Annotated in this window: 21 protein-coding genes; 6 read left to right on the forward strand and 15 right to left on the reverse strand. The window is 66.2% G+C overall.

The features are described 5' to 3' along the window. Nucleotides 1-234 precede the first annotated feature (234 nt). The 5 genes from ccsB to KKR91_RS14670 all read right to left on the reverse strand — a co-directional run bounded on the left by ccsB (nucleotide 235) and on the right by KKR91_RS14670 (nucleotide 5352). Entirely contained in the window at nucleotides 235-1296 is a 1062-nt protein-coding gene (gene ccsB / locus KKR91_RS14650; RefSeq protein WP_210227707.1) for a c-type cytochrome biogenesis protein CcsB, read from the reverse strand. After that, nucleotides 1296-3104 carry a cytochrome c biogenesis protein ResB gene (gene resB / locus KKR91_RS14655; RefSeq protein ID WP_210227705.1) on the reverse strand — a complete coding sequence of 603 codons (1809 nt, stop codon included), beginning with the start codon at nucleotides 3102-3104 and terminating at the stop codon, nucleotides 1296-1298. Before resB ends, ccsB begins: the two co-directional genes overlap by 1 nt. 82 nt (nucleotides 3105-3186) lie before the next feature. Continuing rightward, nucleotides 3187-3903, reverse strand: a complete 717-nt coding sequence (locus tag KKR91_RS14660; protein ID WP_210228297.1) for a cytochrome c biogenesis CcdA family protein — start codon at nucleotides 3901-3903, stop codon at nucleotides 3187-3189. A gap of 95 nt (nucleotides 3904-3998) precedes the next feature. Next, nucleotides 3999-4634: a redoxin domain-containing protein gene (locus tag KKR91_RS14665; RefSeq protein WP_475558889.1), complete on the reverse strand. Its 636-nt coding sequence runs from the start codon at nucleotides 4632-4634 to the stop codon at nucleotides 3999-4001. 55 nt (nucleotides 4635-4689) lie between these two features. Then, nucleotides 4690-5352, reverse strand: coding sequence for a histidine phosphatase family protein (locus KKR91_RS14670; protein WP_210227703.1), 663 nt, complete (start codon nucleotides 5350-5352; stop codon nucleotides 4690-4692). A gap of 144 nt (nucleotides 5353-5496) precedes the next feature. Between KKR91_RS14670 and KKR91_RS14675 the strand changes: the two genes are divergently transcribed. The 3 genes from KKR91_RS14675 to KKR91_RS14685 all read left to right on the forward strand — a co-directional run bounded on the left by KKR91_RS14675 (nucleotide 5497) and on the right by KKR91_RS14685 (nucleotide 8001). Continuing rightward, nucleotides 5497-6036, forward strand: a complete 540-nt coding sequence (locus KKR91_RS14675; protein ID WP_210227701.1) for a YceI family protein — start codon at nucleotides 5497-5499, stop codon at nucleotides 6034-6036. A gap of 256 nt (nucleotides 6037-6292) precedes the next feature. Further along, nucleotides 6293-7114 carry a DMT family transporter gene (locus KKR91_RS14680; protein ID WP_210227700.1) on the forward strand — a complete coding sequence of 274 codons (822 nt, stop codon included), beginning with the start codon at nucleotides 6293-6295 and terminating at the stop codon, nucleotides 7112-7114. Nucleotides 7115-7500: 386 nt separating this feature from the next. Further along, nucleotides 7501-8001, forward strand: coding sequence for a hypothetical protein (locus KKR91_RS14685; protein WP_210227699.1), 501 nt, complete (start codon nucleotides 7501-7503; stop codon nucleotides 7999-8001). 48 nt (nucleotides 8002-8049) lie between these two features. Here KKR91_RS14685 and KKR91_RS14690 read toward each other — a convergent pair whose 3' ends face one another. Together KKR91_RS14690 and KKR91_RS14695 are read right to left on the reverse strand one after the other, a co-directional pair. Further along, nucleotides 8050-8763: a redox-sensing transcriptional repressor Rex gene (locus KKR91_RS14690; protein WP_210227698.1), complete on the reverse strand. Its 714-nt coding sequence runs from the start codon at nucleotides 8761-8763 to the stop codon at nucleotides 8050-8052. 125 nt (nucleotides 8764-8888) lie between these two features. Continuing rightward, entirely contained in the window at nucleotides 8889-9149 is a 261-nt protein-coding gene (locus KKR91_RS14695) for a glutaredoxin family protein (RefSeq protein WP_210227697.1), read from the reverse strand. An 88-nt stretch (nucleotides 9150-9237) separates the two neighbouring features. Here KKR91_RS14695 and KKR91_RS14700 point away from each other — a divergent pair, with 88 nt between their 5' ends. Further along, complete coding sequence (locus KKR91_RS14700) at nucleotides 9238-10050, forward strand: HAD family hydrolase (RefSeq protein ID WP_210227696.1); 813 nt, start codon at nucleotides 9238-9240, stop codon at nucleotides 10048-10050. A gap of 100 nt (nucleotides 10051-10150) precedes the next feature. On the opposite strand, the gene KKR91_RS14705 is transcribed toward KKR91_RS14700, so the two are convergent. The 5 genes from KKR91_RS14705 to KKR91_RS14725 form a co-directional block, all read right to left on the reverse strand. Further along, on the reverse strand, nucleotides 10151-10249 hold the full coding sequence (locus KKR91_RS14705; RefSeq protein ID WP_003792170.1) for a 30S ribosomal protein bS22: 99 nt from the start codon (nucleotides 10247-10249) through the stop codon (nucleotides 10151-10153). 143 nt (nucleotides 10250-10392) lie between these two features. Continuing rightward, nucleotides 10393-10605, reverse strand: a complete 213-nt coding sequence (locus tag KKR91_RS14710; RefSeq protein ID WP_210227694.1) for a helix-turn-helix domain-containing protein — start codon at nucleotides 10603-10605, stop codon at nucleotides 10393-10395. A 169-nt stretch (nucleotides 10606-10774) separates the two neighbouring features. Beyond that, a complete protein-coding gene (gdhA, locus tag KKR91_RS14715) occupies nucleotides 10775-12115 on the reverse strand; it encodes an NADP-specific glutamate dehydrogenase (RefSeq protein ID WP_210227692.1) in 1341 nt (446 codons plus the stop codon). Between the two features lie 83 nt (nucleotides 12116-12198). Continuing rightward, nucleotides 12199-12672 (reverse strand): ArsR/SmtB family transcription factor, encoded by a 474-nt coding sequence (locus tag KKR91_RS14720; protein ID WP_210227690.1) that lies wholly within the window; start codon nucleotides 12670-12672, stop codon nucleotides 12199-12201. Nucleotides 12673-12765: 93 nt separating this feature from the next. Beyond that, nucleotides 12766-13974 carry an acetoin utilization protein AcuC gene (locus KKR91_RS14725; RefSeq protein WP_420481402.1) on the reverse strand — a complete coding sequence of 403 codons (1209 nt, stop codon included), beginning with the start codon at nucleotides 13972-13974 and terminating at the stop codon, nucleotides 12766-12768. A gap of 144 nt (nucleotides 13975-14118) precedes the next feature. On the opposite strand from KKR91_RS14725, the gene KKR91_RS14730 reads away from it, so the two are divergent. After that, nucleotides 14119-15528 carry a TrkH family potassium uptake protein gene (locus KKR91_RS14730; protein WP_237687395.1) on the forward strand — a complete coding sequence of 470 codons (1410 nt, stop codon included), beginning with the start codon at nucleotides 14119-14121 and terminating at the stop codon, nucleotides 15526-15528. Continuing rightward, nucleotides 15521-16189, forward strand: coding sequence for a potassium channel family protein (locus tag KKR91_RS14735; RefSeq protein WP_210227688.1), 669 nt, complete (start codon nucleotides 15521-15523; stop codon nucleotides 16187-16189). The genes KKR91_RS14730 and KKR91_RS14735 overlap by 8 nt, the downstream gene beginning before the upstream one ends. 350 nt (nucleotides 16190-16539) lie before the next feature. On the opposite strand, the gene proC is transcribed toward KKR91_RS14735, so the two are convergent. From proC to KKR91_RS14750, 3 genes are read right to left on the reverse strand one after another with little or no spacing between them, the layout of a single operon-like run. After that, the gene (proC, locus tag KKR91_RS14740; RefSeq protein WP_210227685.1) at nucleotides 16540-17388 is read right to left on the reverse strand and encodes a pyrroline-5-carboxylate reductase; all 849 of its coding nucleotides are present in this window, start codon (nucleotides 17386-17388) and stop codon (nucleotides 16540-16542) included. A 58-nt stretch (nucleotides 17389-17446) separates the two neighbouring features. Then, nucleotides 17447-18277, reverse strand: a complete 831-nt coding sequence (locus KKR91_RS14745) for a sugar phosphate isomerase/epimerase family protein (RefSeq protein WP_210227684.1) — start codon at nucleotides 18275-18277, stop codon at nucleotides 17447-17449. Further along, entirely contained in the window at nucleotides 18278-19369 is a 1092-nt protein-coding gene (locus tag KKR91_RS14750; RefSeq protein ID WP_210227682.1) for a Ppx/GppA family phosphatase, read from the reverse strand. Nucleotides 19370-19442: the final 73 nt, after the last annotated feature.

Consider the following 19442-nt stretch of genomic DNA (forward strand, 5'->3'; position numbering starts at 1 on the left):
ATCTTGCCCCAACCCTGCGCCGGGTGTCGGGATCATGCCCAAATTCGGGAGTCAAAGCGGCATCACCTCCACACTCGATGGGCCGTAGCGGCATCGTCTCCACACTCGACGACGCACAATGGCGCGAGCTCAACACTCACCGAACGCCGCGCCCTGAGATAACAAAAACCCGCCCCCGGAGAACCGGAAGGCGGGTTGATGTCGGCGGCGCTGGCAGGTGCCGCTCGGTGTTGCCTAGACGCCGGAGTAGCTGTGCAGGCCGGCGAAGAAGACGTTCACAATGGTGAAGTTGAAGATCACGCAGAGGTAGCCCACGATCGAGAGCCAGGCGGCACGGGTTCCGGTCCAGCCGCGGGTGGCGCGGGCGTGGAGGTAACCGGCGTAGACCACCCAGATCACGAAGGTCCAGACTTCCTTGGTGTCCCAGCCCCAGTACCGGCCCCAGGCCTGCTCGGCCCACACCGAGCCGGCCATCAGGGTAAAGGTCCACAGCACGAAGGCGACGGCGTTGATCCGGTAGGCGAAGTTCTCCAGGCTCTGGGCCGAGGGAACAATCCGCAGGAAGCCCAGCTTGGAGGTGCCGCCGGCGCGGATCTTGGTTTCCCGGTCTGCCTGCAGCAGCTGCAGCACGGACATGGCGAAGGTGAGGGTAAACAGTGCGGAGGCAATGACTGCCACCGAAACGTGGATGATGAGCCAGTAGCTCTGCAGGGCCGGGATCAGGTGCGCCACCGGAGTGGGGAACCCGATGGTGGCAACCATCATCATGACCAGCACCAGGCCCAGCACGAAGGTGCCCAGGAAGCGCAGGTCGCGGCGCAGCAGCACCAGCAGGAAGACCACTGCCACCACCAGGGCGCCGGTGGTGCAGAACTCGTACATGTTGCCCCAGGGCACGCGGTGCGCCGCGAGGCCGCGGGAGATGACGGCGGCAGCGTGGATGAGGGCACCCAGGACCGTCAGGGCCACGCCCACACGTGCAGTGTTCCGGCGGGCGCCGACGTAGCCCATGGAGGCGTCGGCGGTCTGGGCCACGCGGTTGCCGTTGTCATCCCAGCCACGGACGTTGCCGTCGGCCAGGTAGGTGTCGGCACCGGCGGAGCGGGCCGGGGCGCCGGCCATGGCCTGGACCTGCTCGGAGCCCTGCTGCGTCAGTTTGGACTCCACCGCCTGGATGGTTTTGCTGCTCTGGGCGAGGTCCCAGGTGAAGGCAAGGAACGCCACCGTATAGGCGAACGCGGCCAGCAGCATGAACAGCTCGCTGTACTCAGCGAGGGTGTAGTCAATGTCGGGCATTACGAGTCCTTACCTGTTTCCTTCTTCTGCGCGGCACTGCTGTCCGCTGCTGATGCGCCGGGCTCTGCGTCCCGGTCTTTCGTCTGCTCTCCGGTGCCCGGAGCTGATGCTTCCCCCGCGCCATTGTCCTCCACTGCGCCGGAGCCCGCCAACCACTGCTTTTCCAGCAGGCCGCGGATGGCCGTGGCCTCGCTGGCCAGGCGCTGGTCCTCGCCGCGGGCCAGCAGCCCGTATTCGACCATGATCCGGCCGTCGGCATGGGTTCCGGTCCGGACCCAGACGCGGCGCCGGGCCAGGAACAGCGAGGCGGACAGGCCCGCGAGCGAGATGACGGCGAACGTGAGGACCCAGATTTTCGCCGGGTCGTAGTGGATGTCCAGGGCCGCGTACCGCTTCAGTCCGTCGAAGGAGATGGAGCCCTTGCCCTCGGGCAGCTCGTAGGTCTGGTTGGCGCCCAGGACAATGCCGCCCTCGTCCAGGTTGCGGCTGTTGATCTCGGTCAGGTTCTCGGTGTCGAGCACGTAGACGTTGCTCGGCACGCCCTCGTCGAGCCCGAGGTCGCCGTAATAGGCATTGAGGTTCAGCTGCGGGTTGAACGGATCCGGGTCGCCGGAGAAGGAAACGCCCTCCTCGTCCAGCATGGCGGTGGGCAGGAAGAAGCCCACGAAACCGAGCTGGTCCGGCTTCGCGTCCGGGGCCTTGATCACCATCAGCGAGGTGTACATGCCGTCGCTGGGGACGGAGACCACCGGCCCCTGCAGCGCAATGTTGCCGTCGCCGTCGCGCACCGTGACAACCGGGGCGTAACCGTTGCCGACGAGGTAGACGCGGCTGCCGCCGATGGTCAGCGGATCGTTGACCTTCAGGGTTTCGGTGTGTTCCTCGGCGTCGGGGCTCTCCTTCACGGTCATGGTGGCCGCGAAGTCCAGCGGCTGGCCGTAGTGGGTCTCCGATTTCCGGTCGAATTCGACGTTGAACTCGTCCAGGGTCAGGGAGTACGGGGCGAGCTGGTCCTCGGTGAAACTGGTACCCGGCTTGAAGGAGTCGTAGCCGACCAGGGTGTTGACGAAGGACTCGCCCTCCACCACCACCTTCTGCCCGCTGTAGCCAAAGAGCCCGCCGACGGCGATGGAGACCAGGACGCCGATCAGCGCGGTGTGGAAGAGAAGGTTGCCAACTTCCTTGGCGAAGCCGCGCTCGGCACCGACGGAGGGCCGGTCGGTGTCGCGGTCCCGGACATCCACCCGGTAGCCGCGCTTGCGCAGCAGTTTGGCGGCTTCCTCGGCGGCGGTGAGGGCGGTAAGGCCCGACGACGCCGGGATGGCCAGGGTGCCGTACTCGGGCAGCCGGGACAGGCGCTTTGGGGTGCGCGGCGGTTTGGACCGCATGGCCCGGTAGTGGGCCTTGGCCCGCGGAATGACGCAGCCGATCAGGGATATGAACAGCAGCAGGTAGATGGCGGAGAACCAGACAGAGGAATACACGTCGAACAGCTGGAACCGGTCAAGCCAGGGCCCGGTATCCGGGTTGTCCTTGAGGTATTGGGTGACGACGGCGGGGTTGGCCGGGCGCTGCGGAAACAGCGAACCGGGGACCGCGGCGACGGCCAGCAACAGCAGCAGGAACAGTGCCGTGCGCATGCTGGTGAGCTGGGTCCAGGCCCAGCGCAGCAGCCCGAGCGGGCCGAGCAAGGGCAGCTGGACGTCCCCGGCAGCGGCGCGGGCCTTGCGGCCGGTGCGTCCCTTGCCGGACGCGCCGGACTGGCCGGCGGCCGCGGAACGGTCGCCGTTGTGCTCGGCATCGGTCATTACATCCGGTTTACGGTTCAACTGGCTCTCATGGTTCTTTGTGTTGGTGCTGGACGGGAAGAAGGCTCGTGCGGCAGCGGGATCAGATCGGCAGGGTCACACTATCCAACCAACCTTGGAGTTCGTTGATCCAGATGTTCCAGACACCCGTGACCATCAGCAGGCCCAGGGCAATCAGCATGCCTCCGCCGAAGCGCTGCAGGGCCAGCCGGTGGCGGCGGAAGACGCCCAGGGCGCCCATTCCCCGGCGGAAACCCAAGGCGATGAGCAGGAACGGCAGCCCCAGCCCGAGGCAGTAGATGAAGGTCAGGAAGGCACCCTTGGCTGCACTGGCATCGTCGCCGGAGAAGGAAAGCAGCTGCACTGCCGACAGGGTGGGTCCCAGGCACGGCGCCCAGCCCAGGCCGAAGGTGACCCCCAGCAGCGGCGCTCCCCACAGCCCGGCCGGCGGGCGGGCCGCAATTTTCCGGTCCCGCTGGAACCAGCTCAGGCCGCCCATGAAGACAATCCCGAGAACGATGATCGCCGCACCCAGGGCCTGGGAAATCCACTCCTGCTCGGAACCGCGCAGCCAGCCTCCCAGCTGACCCACGCCGGCACCGATGATGACGAAGACTACGGAGAAGCCCAGCACGAACAGGCCGATCCCGGCGAGCATCCGCCCGCGGCGCTGCTTCTGCAGGTCGACGCCGGTCAGCCCGGTGACGTAGCCCAGGTAACCCGGAACCAGGGGCAGCACGCACGGTGAAAGGAAGGAGACCAGGCCGGCCAGGGCTGCGACCGGAATGGCCAGCAGCATTGAGCCGTTGAGGATGGTTTCGGCAAAGACATTCGCCGCAGGCAGGGCTGCCGCGGGCACAGAGGCAGCGGTGGCGACGGAGGCAAGCATGCCGGTTATGCCGCCAGCGCGTCGCTGATGAGCGCCTTCAGGGTGCTCTTGTCCGCCAGGCCCAGGATGCGGGCGGCCACGCGGCCTTCGCGGTCCAGGACCAGCGTGGTGGGAACGGCAGACGGCGGCACGAACTGCGTCATCGCGAGCAGGATCCCGCCGTCCTTGTCTTGGAAGGACGGATACGGAATCTTGAAGGACCGTTCGAAGGCTTCGGCGGTGTTCCGCTCGTCGCGGATGTTCACCCCGTAGAAGCGGGCGCCTTCGGAAGCGAACTGGTCATGGAGTTCCACGAGGTCCGGTGCTTCCTTGCGGCAGGGCGCGCAGGCCGCGTACCAGAAGTTCAGGACCACCACGTTGCCGGCAAATTCCGTTGCGGAGACGGCGGTGCCGTCAAAAAGGGTGCCCTCGAACTGCACCGCTTCACCGCGCGCTTCCGCAGCATATTCGGTGACTGAGCCGTCTCCGGCAATGTAGTTCTTGTTGTCGCCGGCCTTGGCCTGGGCCGCCAGCGGATCCTCGACGGCGCAGCCGGATGCGGCAGCGAGCAGGGGCATGCCGAGGGCCACCCCGGCGCCGAGCTTCAGGAAGGAGCGGCGGCCGATGGGGTCCGGCTGGGAGGTGCTCTGGGGGTTTTTCAACTATTTCCAGCTTTCATCGCGGCGGAAGCCACTTCTACAACGCGTAGTAATCCTATTATGCGCCGGGAATGTTCGCAGCACCGGGCAGGAGGTCGGCGGAGGGTTCGGCGTAGCGGACGCCAAGCAGGGTGTCGCCGTCAAAGTCCAGCGTGGTGATGGAGGTCAGGGTGCACTCACGGTTGCGCGGGTCATGCCAGAGTTTCCGGCCCTCGGCAGACAGGCGGGTTACCCAGATGGGCAGCTGGTGGCTGACGAGGATGGCCTGGGCATTGTCTCCGCCGCGCTCGACGGCGATGCGCCGGGCGTCGTGCACGGCCGTCATGACCCGCTCGGCCTGTGCCGCATACGGCTCGCCCCAGGAGGGCTTGAACGGGTTGTACATCAGCGGCCAGTACTTCGGGTTGCGCAGCCGGTTGGTGACGCCGGAGAGTCCCTCGAAGCGGTTTGTCGCTTCCAGGATGCGCTCGTCGGTCACGACGTCCAGGCCCAGGGCTGCGGCAATCGGCGCCGCGGTTTCCTGTGCCCGGGTCAGCGGAGAGGCAACCAGATGTACCAGGGACGCGCCGTCGTTCTTCTGCGCTTCAAAGTAGCCAGCCACCCTGCGGGCCATCTCCTGGCCCAGCTCGGAGAGATGGAATTCCGGCAGCCGTCCATAGAGCACCCCGTCGGGGTTGAAAACTTCTCCATGGCGGACGAGGTGGATCGAGGCACGCGACATGTCTTCAGTTTCGCAGAGAGAACGCGGCAGGACTAAATTCGTAAAGATACTTGAAGCTTGAACCAATCTGTGCGACAGTAGATGCAAATGCATGAAGATGCAGCGGGGCAGCCGCCTCGTTACCTTTACTTATAGGAGCTCACCATGATCCCCAGCGGACTCACCACCGGTACCTGGAACTTCGACGCATCGCACAGCGAGGTGGGCTTCACAGTCCGTCACGCCGGCATCAGCAAGGTCCGCGGCAACTTTGACGACGTCAGCGCCGTCATGAACGTCGGCGCCTCCCTTGAGGATTCGGCCATCAACGCCGTCATCAAGTCCGCTTCCTTCAACTCCAACGATGCCAACCGCGACGGCCACGTCAAGGGCGCCGACTTCTTCGACGTCGAGCAGTTCCCGGAACTGACCTTCGTCGCCACCGGCATCGAGGGCTCGGGCGAAACCTACAAGGTCTCCGGTGACCTGACGATCAAGGGCACCACCCGCCCGGTCGTCCTGGACACCGAGTTCAACGGTGTGGCCGTGGATCCCTTCGGCGCCACCCGCGCAGGCTTCTCCGGCTCCACCGTGATCAGCCGCAAGGACTTCGGCCTGACCTGGAACGCAGCCCTGGAAACCGGCGGTGTCCTGGTCGGCGACAAGGTGACCATCAATGTCGACGCCGCGTTCGTGGCGGCATAGGCTTCACCGACTCCGGTGCAACGGGCCGCACCGGCTGCTGCCCGGCGGTCGCCGCGGCAAAAGGACACCCCGGCCACGTCGCCGGGGTGTCCTTTTGCGTATACGGCCCTTGGCGGGATCGGCTGCCGGCAGGGGCTGCCGGTCCCGGGTCACAGGATGGAATCCTTGCGCACGCCCTCACCTGCGCCGGAGGGCCGCGATAGGCTGGGGACCAACTCCATGCAGAGCATCTGCACCGACTAACAAGCAGGCGGCTATGACCACACCTGAGAACAGCCCGGACCCCCGTGACCCAAACGTGCCGGATTCCCCGCGCGATCCGAATGCGCGGCCGGACACTGACGAGCCGAAGTACGGCCAACGCCTCCCCCAGCCTCCGCAGCAGGGACAGACTCCCCCCTATGGCCAGGTTCCCCCGTACGGCCAGAACCAGGGCCAGCCCTATGGCTCCTACGGCCAGCAGGGGCAGCCCGGCGGGGCCGGACAGCAGCCGGCTCCCTATGGACAGCCCTATGGGCAGCAGCCGCAGAGTCCGTACGGCTACCAGGCGGCACAGCCCTCCGGTTACGCATACCCGGGCGCCGGAGCGGACCGGCCCGGCAAGGGCCCGGCACCCCGCGAGGTGATGAGGGGCTTCTGGCTGATTATCGCGGCGGGAATCCTCACCTTCATCTACATGATCATCACCGTCCTGTCCTCCTCGGACGCTGTCACCTTCGACACGCTCTCCAACGAGGACCGGCGAACGGTCGAAGACTCGGGCATGACGGAGGAGATGCTGAGCAGCGTCTTCGTGACGACAGGCATTGTCCTGGCAGTCATCGTCTTGGCGGTCTACATCCTGCTCGCCTTCCTGATCCGCAAGGGAAAGAACTGGGCCCGCATCCTGGGTACGGTATTTGCGGCGTTCTCGGCTGTCGGCGTACTGGTCTCCCTGCTCAGCGGCCTCGCGTTCGCCTCGCCTCTGGAGCTGCTTTCCCTCGTTGCTTCCCTGGCCGGGATTGCCGGCATCGTGATGCTTTACCTGCCGCCGTCGCAGCCGTATTTCCGTTCACGGCCGCGCTTCGGGCCGTACTAGCCAAAGAGCGCCTGACAAGGGCCGGGCCGGAATCCAAGGATTCCGGCCCGGCCCTTTTTTGCTGCCCGCCGGTCGGGGCCAGCCGGTCCTTTGCCTATTTGATGTCCGCCTGCCTGCATCCCGGGCTGCAGGGGTCACAGGCGCGGACTGCGGGAGTAGCGTTTTATGACCCGCCGGGCAGCCAGCCGGTTCCGGCGCGGGGCTAATTCCTTGTGACGAAGGCGGCACCCGCTATGAGTTCATTTCCTGCTTCCCCCACTCCCCCACGTCAGCGCGAGTCCCGCCGGGGCCGCGGCATCCGATCCGCGATTTCCCTTCGGGCCGGCGCCCCTGGAGTCCAGGCAAGTTCCGGTGTTTCCCACCCGACGGCGAACGCCGGACAAGGCATGGCACCTCCCGACTGGGCCCCGTTGCCGGCGGCTCTCATCCGTGTTCCCTACCGCGAATGGAAGGGACCGCGGCCGCGCGTGGTCAGGCTGTCCGCGGCCCTGATTGTGCTCGGTGGCATCATCACCCTGATTGGCGGTGTCGCAGCGACCCGGGCACCCGTTTCGGAACTATCCGCCACCGCTGCGCAGCTCGAAAGGTTCGGTGTCGATGTCACCCGCTATGCGGCCCTGTTCCAGGGGCTCGCCCTGGCCACCGCGCTCGTGGTGTTTGGCTTGTACCTGCTGTTCGCCTTCCTGATCAGGGAGGGCCGGAACTGGGCCCGGATCGGCGGCACTGTCCTCGTCGGTCCTGCACTGGTGGCGGCCCTGGTGCACGGCGAAGTGGCGCAGGTCTATGCCGCGGCGGCAGCGGCGGCCGGCCTGGCCCTGTTGTACCGCAGGGACTGCAACAGGTATTTCCGCCCCCGGACCCCCCGGTACCGCGGCGGCGGAGGCTGACTTGCGGGCGCCGGCCGGGCCGGGCTCCAAACGCGCGGGGACGGGGGGCTATTCGGCCAGCCGGGCCCTGGCTTGATCCGCGATATCGGAAACCCGGGCCCGCTGCGCGTGGTAGGCGAGGATCTGCAGCTCGGTAGCCATGTCCACCTTCCGCAGCTGGACGTGGTCGGGAACCTGCAGCACCACCGGTGCGAAGCTGAGGATGCTGGTGATGCCACACGCCACCAGCCTGTCGCACAGGCCCTGGGCCACATCCGCCGGTACAGAGAGGACCGCCATGTTGGCCCGGGTGCGTTCAAGCACGGTTTCCATCACATCGACGGGGCTGACCCGCAGCCAGCCGATTTCCTGCCCCACCACCAGTGGATCGGAGTCGAGCAGGGCCACCACCTCGAAGCCGCGCGACCCGAATCCGGGATAGCCGGCCAGGGCCTTGCCCAGGTTTCCGGCCCCGACGATCGCCACGCGCCAGTTCTGCGTCAGGCCCAATGCGGCGGCAATATGTCCGCTGAGGTACGACACCTCGTAACCGACACCGCGTGTGCCGTAGGAGCCCAGATAGGAAAGGTCCTTGCGGACTTTGGGCGAATTCACTCCTGTGGCTTCGGCCAGTTCATCCGAGGAGACGCGCTCGACGCCGTCGGCCAGCATGGTGCCGAGCGCGCGCAGGTAGATGGTCAGACGGGCAAGGGAGGCAGGCGGAATGTTCCGGTGGGCTGCCGCAGCGCCGGCCGGCCGGGCTGGTTCCTCCGAGATGCTCACATGTACCTATCGTCGTTGTCGTCATTTGGGTGCGCGGCCCGAGCCCGGTCCGGTCGCCTGGAGGGCCCCGGTTTCCCCACTCTAGTCCGCGGCCGGGTGCTGACAAAGCACTTGCCGGGGTGCGGTTAATGGCCCAGCAGCCGGCGGATCCGGGTTTCGTCGAGCTGCCAGAAGTCGCGCTGGATTCCGTCTATCAGCAGGACCGGGATTTCCTCGCCGAAGCGAGAGGCCAGTTCATCATCCCCCTCAATTGACTGCTCACGCCAGGGGATTCCCAGATCGGCGCTGATCCGGTCCAGGACCTGCCGCGCGGCAACGCACAGATGGCAGCCCGGTCGGGTCAGGAGCAGAAGGTCCGGAGAGGGGCCGGCGGCCGAAATGTTCATCCTTCCAAAGTAGCCGCTCCACGGCTCCCGCCTGCGCCGGGATCTGTCGTTCCGCGTCACGTGCCGGTTTCTGCGTAGACTCAGGGGTATGCCCAGAACCACCGTTGTACGAGCCGCCGAGCCCACGGCAGCGGCGGTAACCCCTGGCGAAGCCGCGTTCTTCGACGTCGATAACACCCTGATGCGCGGGGCCAGCCTGTTTCACGTGGGCCGGAAGATGTACCAGCGCAAGATCTTCACGCTGCGCGAGGCCTTCGGATTTGCCCGGAAGCAGGCCCGCTTCCTGCTGCAGGGCGAGAATCTCAAGGACGTCCATTCGGTCCGGGACGCCGCCCTGACGCTGGCCACCGGCCTGGCGGCCGCGGATATCCGGGTCCTGGGCGAGGAGGTCTACGACGAGATGATCGAGTCCAAGATCTGGCCGGGGACCCGCGCCCTGACCGAACAGCACATGAAATCCGGCCGGCCGGTATGGCTGGTGACGGGAACCCCGGTGGAGGTGGCCTCGGTCATCGCCAACCGCCTGCACCTGACCGGGGCGCTGGGCACGGTGAGCGAGATAGACGACGGACTCTACACGGGCCGTCTGGTGGGCGATTTCCTGCATGGACCGGCCAAGGCCGAAGGCGTCAAGATCCTCGCTGAGAAGGAAGGCCTGGACCTGCAGAGGTGCTGGGCCTACAGCGACTCCTACAACGATGTTCCGCTGCTGAGCATTGTCGGCCATCCGGTGGCCATCAATCCCGACGCGAAGCTGCGCCGCCACGCCCGGGACCGCAACTGGCCGATCTACGATTTCCGCTCCGGACGCCGGGCGGCCACCCTGGGCCTGAAGGGCGCCACCGTAGCCGGCAGTGCCTACGGCCTGTGGCGGGGTTTCTCCTGGGTCCGCTCGCGCTGACTGAAGCAGGCGCCGCAGCGGAAGCGGAGCAGGGGCGCTTAAAACGACAAGTCCGCCGGTCCCGTAAAGGGGCGGCGGACCTGTCCAGGAAAAATCCTGGTTACTTCTTATTGCGACGCTGGTGGCGGGTCTTGCGAAGCAGCTTACGATGCTTCTTCTTTGCCATACGCTTGCGGCGCTTCTTAATAACTGAACCCACAGAGTCCTCACAAACTTATTAGTCAGACGCCGGCTCCAACACCGGCACCGTTGGCACCCGCGCGTTGACACCGGCAGATAGTTGCCACGATGTAAAACGTTCCTTAACAGGGTACCGCCTCGCCGCGGTATCCAGTGACAGCGCTACGCGGTGTCTGAGCGCCGGTCAATCACGGCGTTTTTCAGCACCTGCTGCACTGCTGACTCGGGCACCCGGTAGGAGCGCCCGAAGCGGACAGCGGGAAGCTCACCGGAATGCACCAGCCGGTACACGGTCATTTTGGACACACGCATGACATCCGCGACCTCTGACACGGTCAGAAACCGCACGTCTGAGAAATTGCCCTCGTCTGCCATTTACTCTGGTTCCTTTGCTGATGTGCAAGAACAGGACTTCAGTGCAGCTTCGCCTGAAGATGTGTCCACCTGTTGGTGTTCGACTGAAGACGTGGAGCCTGCCCTTGGAAAACCGTCCAGTCTTCCACTCTAGTGTCTTGAGTCACGATAGTGGAAGTTCTCGCGTTTCCTAGATGACGCCCTGGGCCAACATGGCGTCCGCGACCTTCACGAAGCCGTTGATGTTCGCGCCGACGACATAGTTTCCGGGCGCACCGTATTCCTCGGCGGTGGCGGCGCAACGGTCATGGATATTGACCATGATCTCCGTGAGGCGCCGCTCGGTGTGTTCAAAGGACCAGGAATCCCGGCTCGCGTTCTGCTGCATTTCCAGTGCCGATGTGGCAACCCCGCCGGCGTTGGCCGCCTTGCCCGGGCCGAAGAGCACCCCGGCCGACTGGAACATCTCGATTGCCTTGGGCGTGCAGGGCATGTTCGCCCCCTCGGCCACAGCGATCAGCCCGGATTCGATCAGAGTGCGGGCGTCGTCGTCGTTCAATTCATTCTGCGTCGCGCAGGGCAGGGCGACGGCGGCGCCGGCGTCCCAGATGGAGCCGCCCGCCACATAGCTGACCGCATTGCCGCGGCGCTTGGCATAGTCGGTCATCCGGCCGCGCTCAACCTCCTTGATTTCACGCAGCAGGTCCACGTCGATGCCGGCTTCATCCACCACGTAGCCCTGCGAATCGGAGCAGGCCACCACGTTGGCTCCCAGGGACTGTGCCTTGGCAATCGCATTGATGGCAACATTTCCGGAACCGGAGACGATTACCCGCTGTCCTTCCAGGTTCAGGCCGCGGGTCTTGAGCATCTCGTCAACGAACAGGACCACGCCATAACCGGTGGCCTCGGGACGGACCAGCGAGCCGCCCCAGCTGACACCCTTGCCGGTGAGCACGCCGGATTCGTAGCGGTTGGTGATCCGCTTGTATTGGCCGAACAGGTATCCGATTTCGCGGCCGCCCACGCCGATGTCCCCGGCCGGGACGTCCGTGTATTCACCGATGTGGCGATAGAGCTCAGTCATGAAGGACTGGCAGAAGCGCATGACTTCGGCATCGGACTTGCCGCGCGGATCGAAGTCGGAGCCGCCCTTGCCGCCGCCGATGGGCATGCCGGTCAGGGCGTTCTTGAAGATCTGTTCAAAGCCGAGGAACTTGACGATGCCCAAGTAGACGGACGGGTGGAAGCGCAGCCCGCCCTTGAACGGTCCCAGTGCGGAGTTGAACTCCACCCGGAAGCCGCGGTTGATCTGTACCTGTCCCTTGTCATCCACCCAGGGCACCCGAAAGATGATTTGGCGTTCGGGTTCGCAGATGCGTTCCAGGATGGCTGCTTCGGCGAATTCCGGGTGTTTGCGGAGCACTGGTTCCAGGGTGTCAAAAACCTCTACTACTGCCTGGTGAAACTCGATTTCACCCGGGTTGCGGCGGAAAACCTCGTCGCGCACGCTGATGAGTGATGCGTCCATAACTGTTCTAGCTCCTTAGTATTTCCCCTTACAAAACTAGCGGCTGCATGCCGGGGCCGCGATGTGTGACGGGGAAAGTCGGGCTAGGAGCGGCGTCGTCGGAACTTCGGCAGTTGGCCCAGCAGGTCGGCGGCGCGTTCAGCGGCCCGGCCGACGGTGCGCCCGAGGTTGGGCTGGAGCGGGGCGTCGGCGGCGGAGGGCCGGACGGCGGTCCCGGTGAGGGTTGCGGCGGCGGGCCCGGAGGCCGGGGCAGCGGCCAAAGCGGGCCGGAGCTCGGCGGCCACCGGGCGCAGCGCCGGAAGATCGAAGGCCCGCAGCCACAGCAGGATTTCCTCCAGCGGAGCCGTCTGCAGTGAGTAGTAGCGTTTCTGCCCTTCGGCCCGCATGGTCACCAGCCCTGCCTCGCGGAGCACCTTCAAATGCTTGGAAACCGTAGGCTGGCTGACTTCCAGCTCCTCCACGAGCGCGCCTACGGATTTATCGCCGCTGCGGAGCGAGCCCAGCAGCTCGCGGCGGGTGCCCTCCGCAATGACGGCAAAAACATCATCGATGACCATGGACCCTACTTTATCCGCTTCCCGGTCAAAGCCCGGATCCGCGAATCCGGCTAGTCGAACTGTGCTAGTCGCCCCCTGCTAGTCGAACCAGAGCTAGTCGAACCAGGGGTCAAGTCCGTGCAGCGGGAACACTTCCTTGCGGGTGGCCATCACGGTGCGGTCAATTTCATCGTTCGGGTCATAACCGACTTCCCAGGACCGCCACCACAGCTCCACGCCGTCGCCCATCATCGCAGGGGTGTCTTCACCGTATTGTTCCTTGACATAGCTGCGCCAGGTTTCGGGCACGGGAGTGTTGCAGCGGACCCGTCCGTTCGCCGCGACGGACAGCAGCAGGGACCAGGACCGCGGCACCACGGACACCACGTTGTATCCGCCTCCGCCGGTGGCGATCCACCGGCCACCGCAGAAGGTGGACGCCAGATCAGCGATGGTCAGCGCGGCCTGCCGCTGTGTTTCCACGCTCAGGCGCAGGTTGGTCAGCGGGTCGTCCCTATGGCTGTCGCAACCGTGCTGGCTCACAATGACATCCGGGGCAAAGGCCTCGGTCAGCTGCGGGACCACGGCATGGAAGGCCCGCAGCCAGCCGGCGTCGGACGTCCGTGCCGGCAGGGCCACATTGACCGCTGTGCCCTCCGCTCCCGGCCCGCCGGTTTCATTGGCGAAGCCGGTGCCCGGGAAGAGCGTCAGCCCGGTTTCATGCAGCGAAATCGTCATGACCCGCGGATCGTTCCAGAAGATGCTTTGCGTACCGTCCCCGTGGTGGGCGTCAACGTCGATATAGAGGACCTTGGAGGCACCACCGGCGAGCAGGCGGGCAATGGCTGCCGCGGCGTCATTATAGATACAGAAGCCGGAGGCGCGGTCTGCAGCAGCATGGTGCATCCCGCCGCCAAAATTCACCGCATGCAGCACCTCGCCGGAGAGCACCGCATCGGCCGCGGCCAGGGACCCGCCGACCAGCCGGGCGCTGGCTTCGTGCATGCCGGCGAAGGCAGGATTATCCTCGGTGCCCAGCCCGTACGGATCCTGGCTGGTGGTGGGGTCGGCGCTCACCGCGCGCACGCCGGCGACGTATCCCGCACCGTGGACCGTACCCAGTTCCGCGTCACTGGCGACAAACGGCTCCCCCACGGAAACCCCGGGCAGGTCAAAGATGCCCAGCTCCCGGGCGAGCCTGGCAGTGAGGTCCAGGCGCAGCGGGCTCATCGGGTGGCCCGGGCCAAAGTTGTAATTGAGCATGGACTCGTGCCAGATGATGCGGGTCGGCATGACCGGAAGGCTGAGTCCACGGTTGATCATGCTGAACAGGCTACGCGATGTGCGCGATACTTGGAGTTTGACACCGCGGCGCACCCGCCGGAACCGCAGCCCAGGCCCGCATTGGTGGTTTACTACTGATGCAGAGGACTGCGCCCACCTGGAACCAAGGAACAAGCACCACTTATGTCCACCACCCGCCAGCCACGGCTGCAGTTGCAGCAGTTCCATCCCGCGAGGATGTTCGCCAGCCTGCGGGACTTCGTGGACGCCCTGGCCGCCGGCTCCCCCGCACGGCTGGCCCTGATGGTGTTTGCACTGGTTATCCTGGTGTTCACCGGTCTGCTGTCACTGCCGGCCTCCTCCAGCAGCGGAGAGGTCACGCCCCTGCACGACGCGCTCTTTACCGCGGTGTCAGCCGTCTGCGTCACCGGGCTCACGGTGGTTTCCACCGCCACGCACTGGTCCGGCTTCGGGCAGGTCCTGATCCTGATCGCCATCCAGGTGGGCGGACTGGGCATCCTGACCATGGCCTCGCTGCTGGCGCTGGCGGTGAACCGGAAGCTGGGCGTGCGTGGAAAGCTGATCGCGCAGGAGGGCATGAACACCGGACGGCTGGGCGAGGTCGGATCCCTGCTGCGCATCGTCGTCACCACCACGGTAGCCATTGAGTTGATCCTGGCGGCCGTGATGGCCCCGCGCTTCATGCTCCTGGGCGAATCCGCTGGCCAGGCGATCTGGCATGCCGTCTTTTACTCGGTCTCGGCCTTTAACAACGCCGGCTTCACCCCGCACTCCGACGGGCTGGTCCCCTATGACGAGGATCTGTGGATCCTGGTGCCGTTGATGGTGGGAGTCTTTGTCGGCAGCCTGGGCTTCCCGGTGATCATGGTGCTGATGCGGAGCAAGTTCCATGTCCGGCAGTGGAACCTGCACACCAAGCTCACCCTGCTGGTCACGACCATCCTGCTGGTGGGCGGCAGCATCCTGTGGGGCGCCTTCGAGTGGTTCAACACCGCCACCATCGGGGAGATGAACGTTGCGGACCGGATCCTGCATTCGGTGTTCGCCTCCGTGATGACCCGCTCCGGCGGTTTCAGCCTGGTCAATATGTCCGACCTGGATTCGAGCACGCTGGTCATCACCGACATGCTGATGTTTGCCGGCGGCGGCTCGGCGTCCACCGCCGGCGGCATCAAAGTCACCACCCTGGCCGTGATTTTCCTGGCCGTGGTGGCCGAGGCCCGCGGCGACGCCGACGTGCGGGCCTTTGGCCGCACCATCGCCGCCAGTGCCATGCGGGTGGCGATCTCCGTGGTCATTCTCGGCGCGACCCTGGTGGCCGTCTCCACCGTGGTGCTGCTGGCCATCACCAAGGAGACGCTGGAGCCGGTGCTGTTCGAGGTGATTTCCGCGTTTGCAACGGTAGGGCTGAGTATTGGATTGAGCGAGGCGCTGCCGCCGGAGGGCAAATATGTGCTCTCCGCCCTGATGTTCGCCGGCCGGGTGGGCACCATTACCCTGGCTGCGGCTCTGGCCATCCGGCAGCGCAACACGCTGTACCACTACCCCGAGGAAAGGCCGATCATTGGCTGACAGACCAGCTCATAATGCTCCCGTCCTGGTGATCGGACTGGGACGCTTTGGCTCCGCCACTGCCGAACAGCTGGTGAAGCAGGGGCGGGAGGTCCTCGCCATCGAACGCGATCCGGTCCTCGTGCAGAAGGCCTCCGGCATCCTCACGCACGTTGTGCAGGCCGACGCCACCAACATCGACGCGCTGACCCAGCTTGGGGCGCAGGACTTTTCCGCCGCCGTCGTCGGCGTGGGCACCTCGATCGAATCCAGCGTGCTGATCACCGTGAACCTGGTGGACCTGGGGATCGAGCACCTGTGGGTCAAGGCCATCACCTCCGCGCACGGCAAGATCCTGACCCGGATCGGCGCCAATCACGTGATCTATCCGGAGGCCGACGCCGGCCGGCGCGCCGCCCACCTGGTGGGCGGGCGCATGCTCGACTTCATCGAGTTCGACGACGATTTCGCCATCGTGAAGATGTATCCGCCGCGCGAGACCCAGGGCTTCACGCTCGGCGAATCCAAGGTGCGCTCCAAGTACGGGGTGACAGTGGTGGGCGTGAAGTCCCCGGGCGAGGACTTCACGTACGCCCGGCAGGACACCAAGGTCTCCTCCCGCGACATGCTCATTGTCTCCGGGCACGTGGACCTGCTCGAGCGCTTCGCCGCCCGGCCGTAACTTTCGGGGCGTGACCCGCGGCGAGAGGGCACGTATGGCGGCTTCCCGGGCAGACCGTCCGGGCTCGGAGACGCCGAGAGTGCACGTATGGCGGCTTCCAACGCGTCTTGGTCGCCAGATCTGCACTCTCGCTTCAGCCCCGCGGCGAGAGCGCACGTCTGGCGGCTTCCCGGGCAGACCGTCCGCTCGGGGACGCCGAGAGTGCACGTATGGCGGCTTCCAACGCGTCTTGGTCGCCAGATCTGCACTCTCGCGACACCGAAGTCGCCCGATCTGCACTCTCGCTTCAATCCCGCGGCGAAAGGGCACGTACGGCCGCGGCTTCCGCGGGGCGTTCGCCCCGGCCGGTGCTACTTCGCGGAAAGCTCCGCGGTGATTTCCGCCGCGCGCTCAGCTGCAGCACGGGCGCCGCGCGCTATGACGTCCGGCAGGCCCTGCTCGTCAAAGCTGCGGATGGCCGCCTCGGTGGTGCCGTTGGGGCTGCTCACGGCCCGGCGCAGCGCGGTGGCGTCGGCACCGGGTTCGGCCAGCATGTAACCGGCGCCGGCCACGGTGTCCCGGGCCAGGATGGCTGAGAGCTCAGGATCCAGGCCCAGTTCCACACCGGCCCGGGCCATGGCCTCGGCGAGATAGAAGGCGTACGCGGGTCCGGATCCGCTCACGGCCGAGACGGCGTCGACCTGTTCCTCGGGAACCTGCACCACGCGGCCGGTGGAGGAGAGCAGCTCGGCGGCCAGCGCCATCTCCTCCTCGCCGGCGGACGTGCCGGCGGACAGGGACACCACGCCGCGGCCCAGCCGGGAGGGGGTGTTGGGCATGGACCGGATCACGGGCTGGCCGGCGGGAAGCCCGGCTTCGAGCAGCTCCAGCGACACAGCCGCCGCCACGCTGATCACCACGGTGCCGGGCTTCAGCACGGGCGCAATCTCCGCTAACAGCGCCGCAACGCCCACGGGCTTGACCCCGAGGATGACGACGTCGGCGCCGGCCGCAGCGGTGCGGTTGGCTTCCGGATCCTCGTTGCCTGCCAGCACGGTGAGCCCGTCGTAGCGTTCGCGCAGCTCGGCTGCCCGCTCCGGGCGCCGCACGGTGGCGCTCACCTGCGCAGCCGGCAGGCCGCCGGCCAGGATTCCGCCAAGGATGGCTTCGTTCATTGAGCCGCAGCCCAAAAAGGTCAGATTGATATGTCCGGTATCCATCCACCGATTCTGTCACGGCACCCAGGCAGCGCCCGTATCGCGGGAAGCGCTCCGGTGGTTATTCGGAGATCTGGCCGAGGTTCATCCGCGCGAATTCCAGCGTCTGCTTGAGCTGGTCCTCCCGCTCACCGGCCCCCTTGACCTTGCGGGTGCTGACCTCGATGGCCACCACGCCGCTGAACCCGGTTTCGCTCAGGTATTGCAGGGCCTCGGCGCAGCGCTGGGTTCCCTCCCCGGGCAGCATATGTTCGTCGCGGCCGTTCGGCGTGCCGTCGGTCAGGTGCACGTGGTGCAGGCGGGGGCCGAGCTTGAGCAGTTCCTCGTAGGAATCCATGCCGGCGATCGCAGCGTGGGAGAAGTCCCACGTGACGTGCTCGTAGGGTTCGGTCACGGGATTCCAGTGCGGCAGGTAGGCCTTGGCCTCGCGGCCGCGGACCCGCCACGGGTACATGTTCTCCACGGCAATGATCACGCCGTACTGCTCGGCGATGTGCCGCACGCCCTCGGCAAAGTTCTCGGCGTAACCGGACTGCCAGCGGAAAGGCGGGTGCGCGACGACGGTGGTGGCCCCCACCTCCGCAGCCATGGCGGCGGAGAGTTCAATCTTGGTCCAGGCCTTGCCCCAGACCTGCTGGGTCAGCAGCAGGGTGGGCGCGTGGATGGCCATGATCGGCTGTCCGTACCGCTCGCTCAGGGCGTTCAGTGTCTGCGGGTTCTGGCTGTCGGCATTGCCGGTGACCATGATTTCCACGCCGTCGTACCCCAGGTCGTGGGCGATGGCGAAGGTGTCATGGACGCTGAGTGGATACACGGAGGCACTGGACAGGGCTACGGGAATGGCTGCTGCACTGGTGTCCTCCGGTACGGAGATCTTCGGTGAGGTACTCATTCAGTGGGACTTTCCGTAGAAGTGGCTGTGCCGGCCGTCGTAACCGAGGCTGCCAGCGGTGGCAAGCCCTGATTCCGACGGCAGGCCGCCCGGGCCTTGCGGGCGGGCGGTTGTTTCAGGTGCTGTTTCGGGACGCGGGGTTTCGGGCAGGGCGCCGTCGGTCTCGAACCGCAGGTTGTCGAAGCGCTGCAGGATCAGGCCCTCGCGCAGCGCCCATGGACAGATTTCGAGGACTGACAGGTCAAAGGCCTTCATGGCGGCGTGCGCGGTCATCGCCCCGGCCAGCACCTGGGAGGCGCGGACGGCTGAGACTCCGTCCAGGTTGCTGCGGTCGTCGATGCTCATCGCTTCCAGCCGCTTGGTCCACATGCCCAGGTCGGTGCGCTGCAGCTGCCGGCGCACGTAGTGCCCATCAGCGGAGGGAGCGGCACCGGCGATACGGGCCAGGGACCGGAACGTCTTGGACGTTCCCACCGCGAGATCCGGCCGTCCGGCCTCGCTGAACGCCTCGGCGGCTTCCTGGACGGATGCCTTGATGTACTTGCGCAGCTTTTTGATGCTCTTGGCTGTGGGGGGATCCCCGGCCAGCCAATCGCGGGTCAGCCGTCCGGCACCCAGCGGCAGGGACAGCGCGGTCTGGGGAAGTTCGTCGGCGCCCTGCGCCATTTCGAAGGAACCGCCGCCGATATCCAGGTTCAGCAGTGTCCCGGCACCCCAGCCGTACCAGCGGCGGACGGCCAGGAAGGTCAGGGATGCTTCCTCCGGGCCGCTCAGTTCCTGCAGCCGGACCGATGTCTGCGCCTCCACCCGGGCCAGCACGGCTTCGCCGTTGGCCGCTTCGCGGATGGCCGAGGTGCAGAAGGCCAGCAGGTCCTGGGCGCGGTGCCGCCGGGCGAATTCCCCGGCCTCGGCCACGAAGGTGGTCAGCTCGCGCTGGCCCGCTTCGGTGATGGCGCCGTCGTCGTCCAGGTAAGCCAGCAGCGACAGCGGCCGCTTGTGCGAGGCGAACGGCACCGGCCGGGCACCGGGATGGGCGTCCACCAGGAGCAGGTGGACGGTATTGGACCCGATATCAAGGACGCCTAAACGCATGACCCTATTATCCCGCGCCGGAGGGCAGCTCCCGCACACGGCAGCTGCACCCCCGACACCACACCGGCAGGAA

The organism is Arthrobacter jiangjiafuii, assembly GCF_018622995.1.
Classification (GTDB): Bacteria; Actinomycetota; Actinomycetes; order Actinomycetales; family Micrococcaceae; genus Arthrobacter_B; species Arthrobacter_B jiangjiafuii.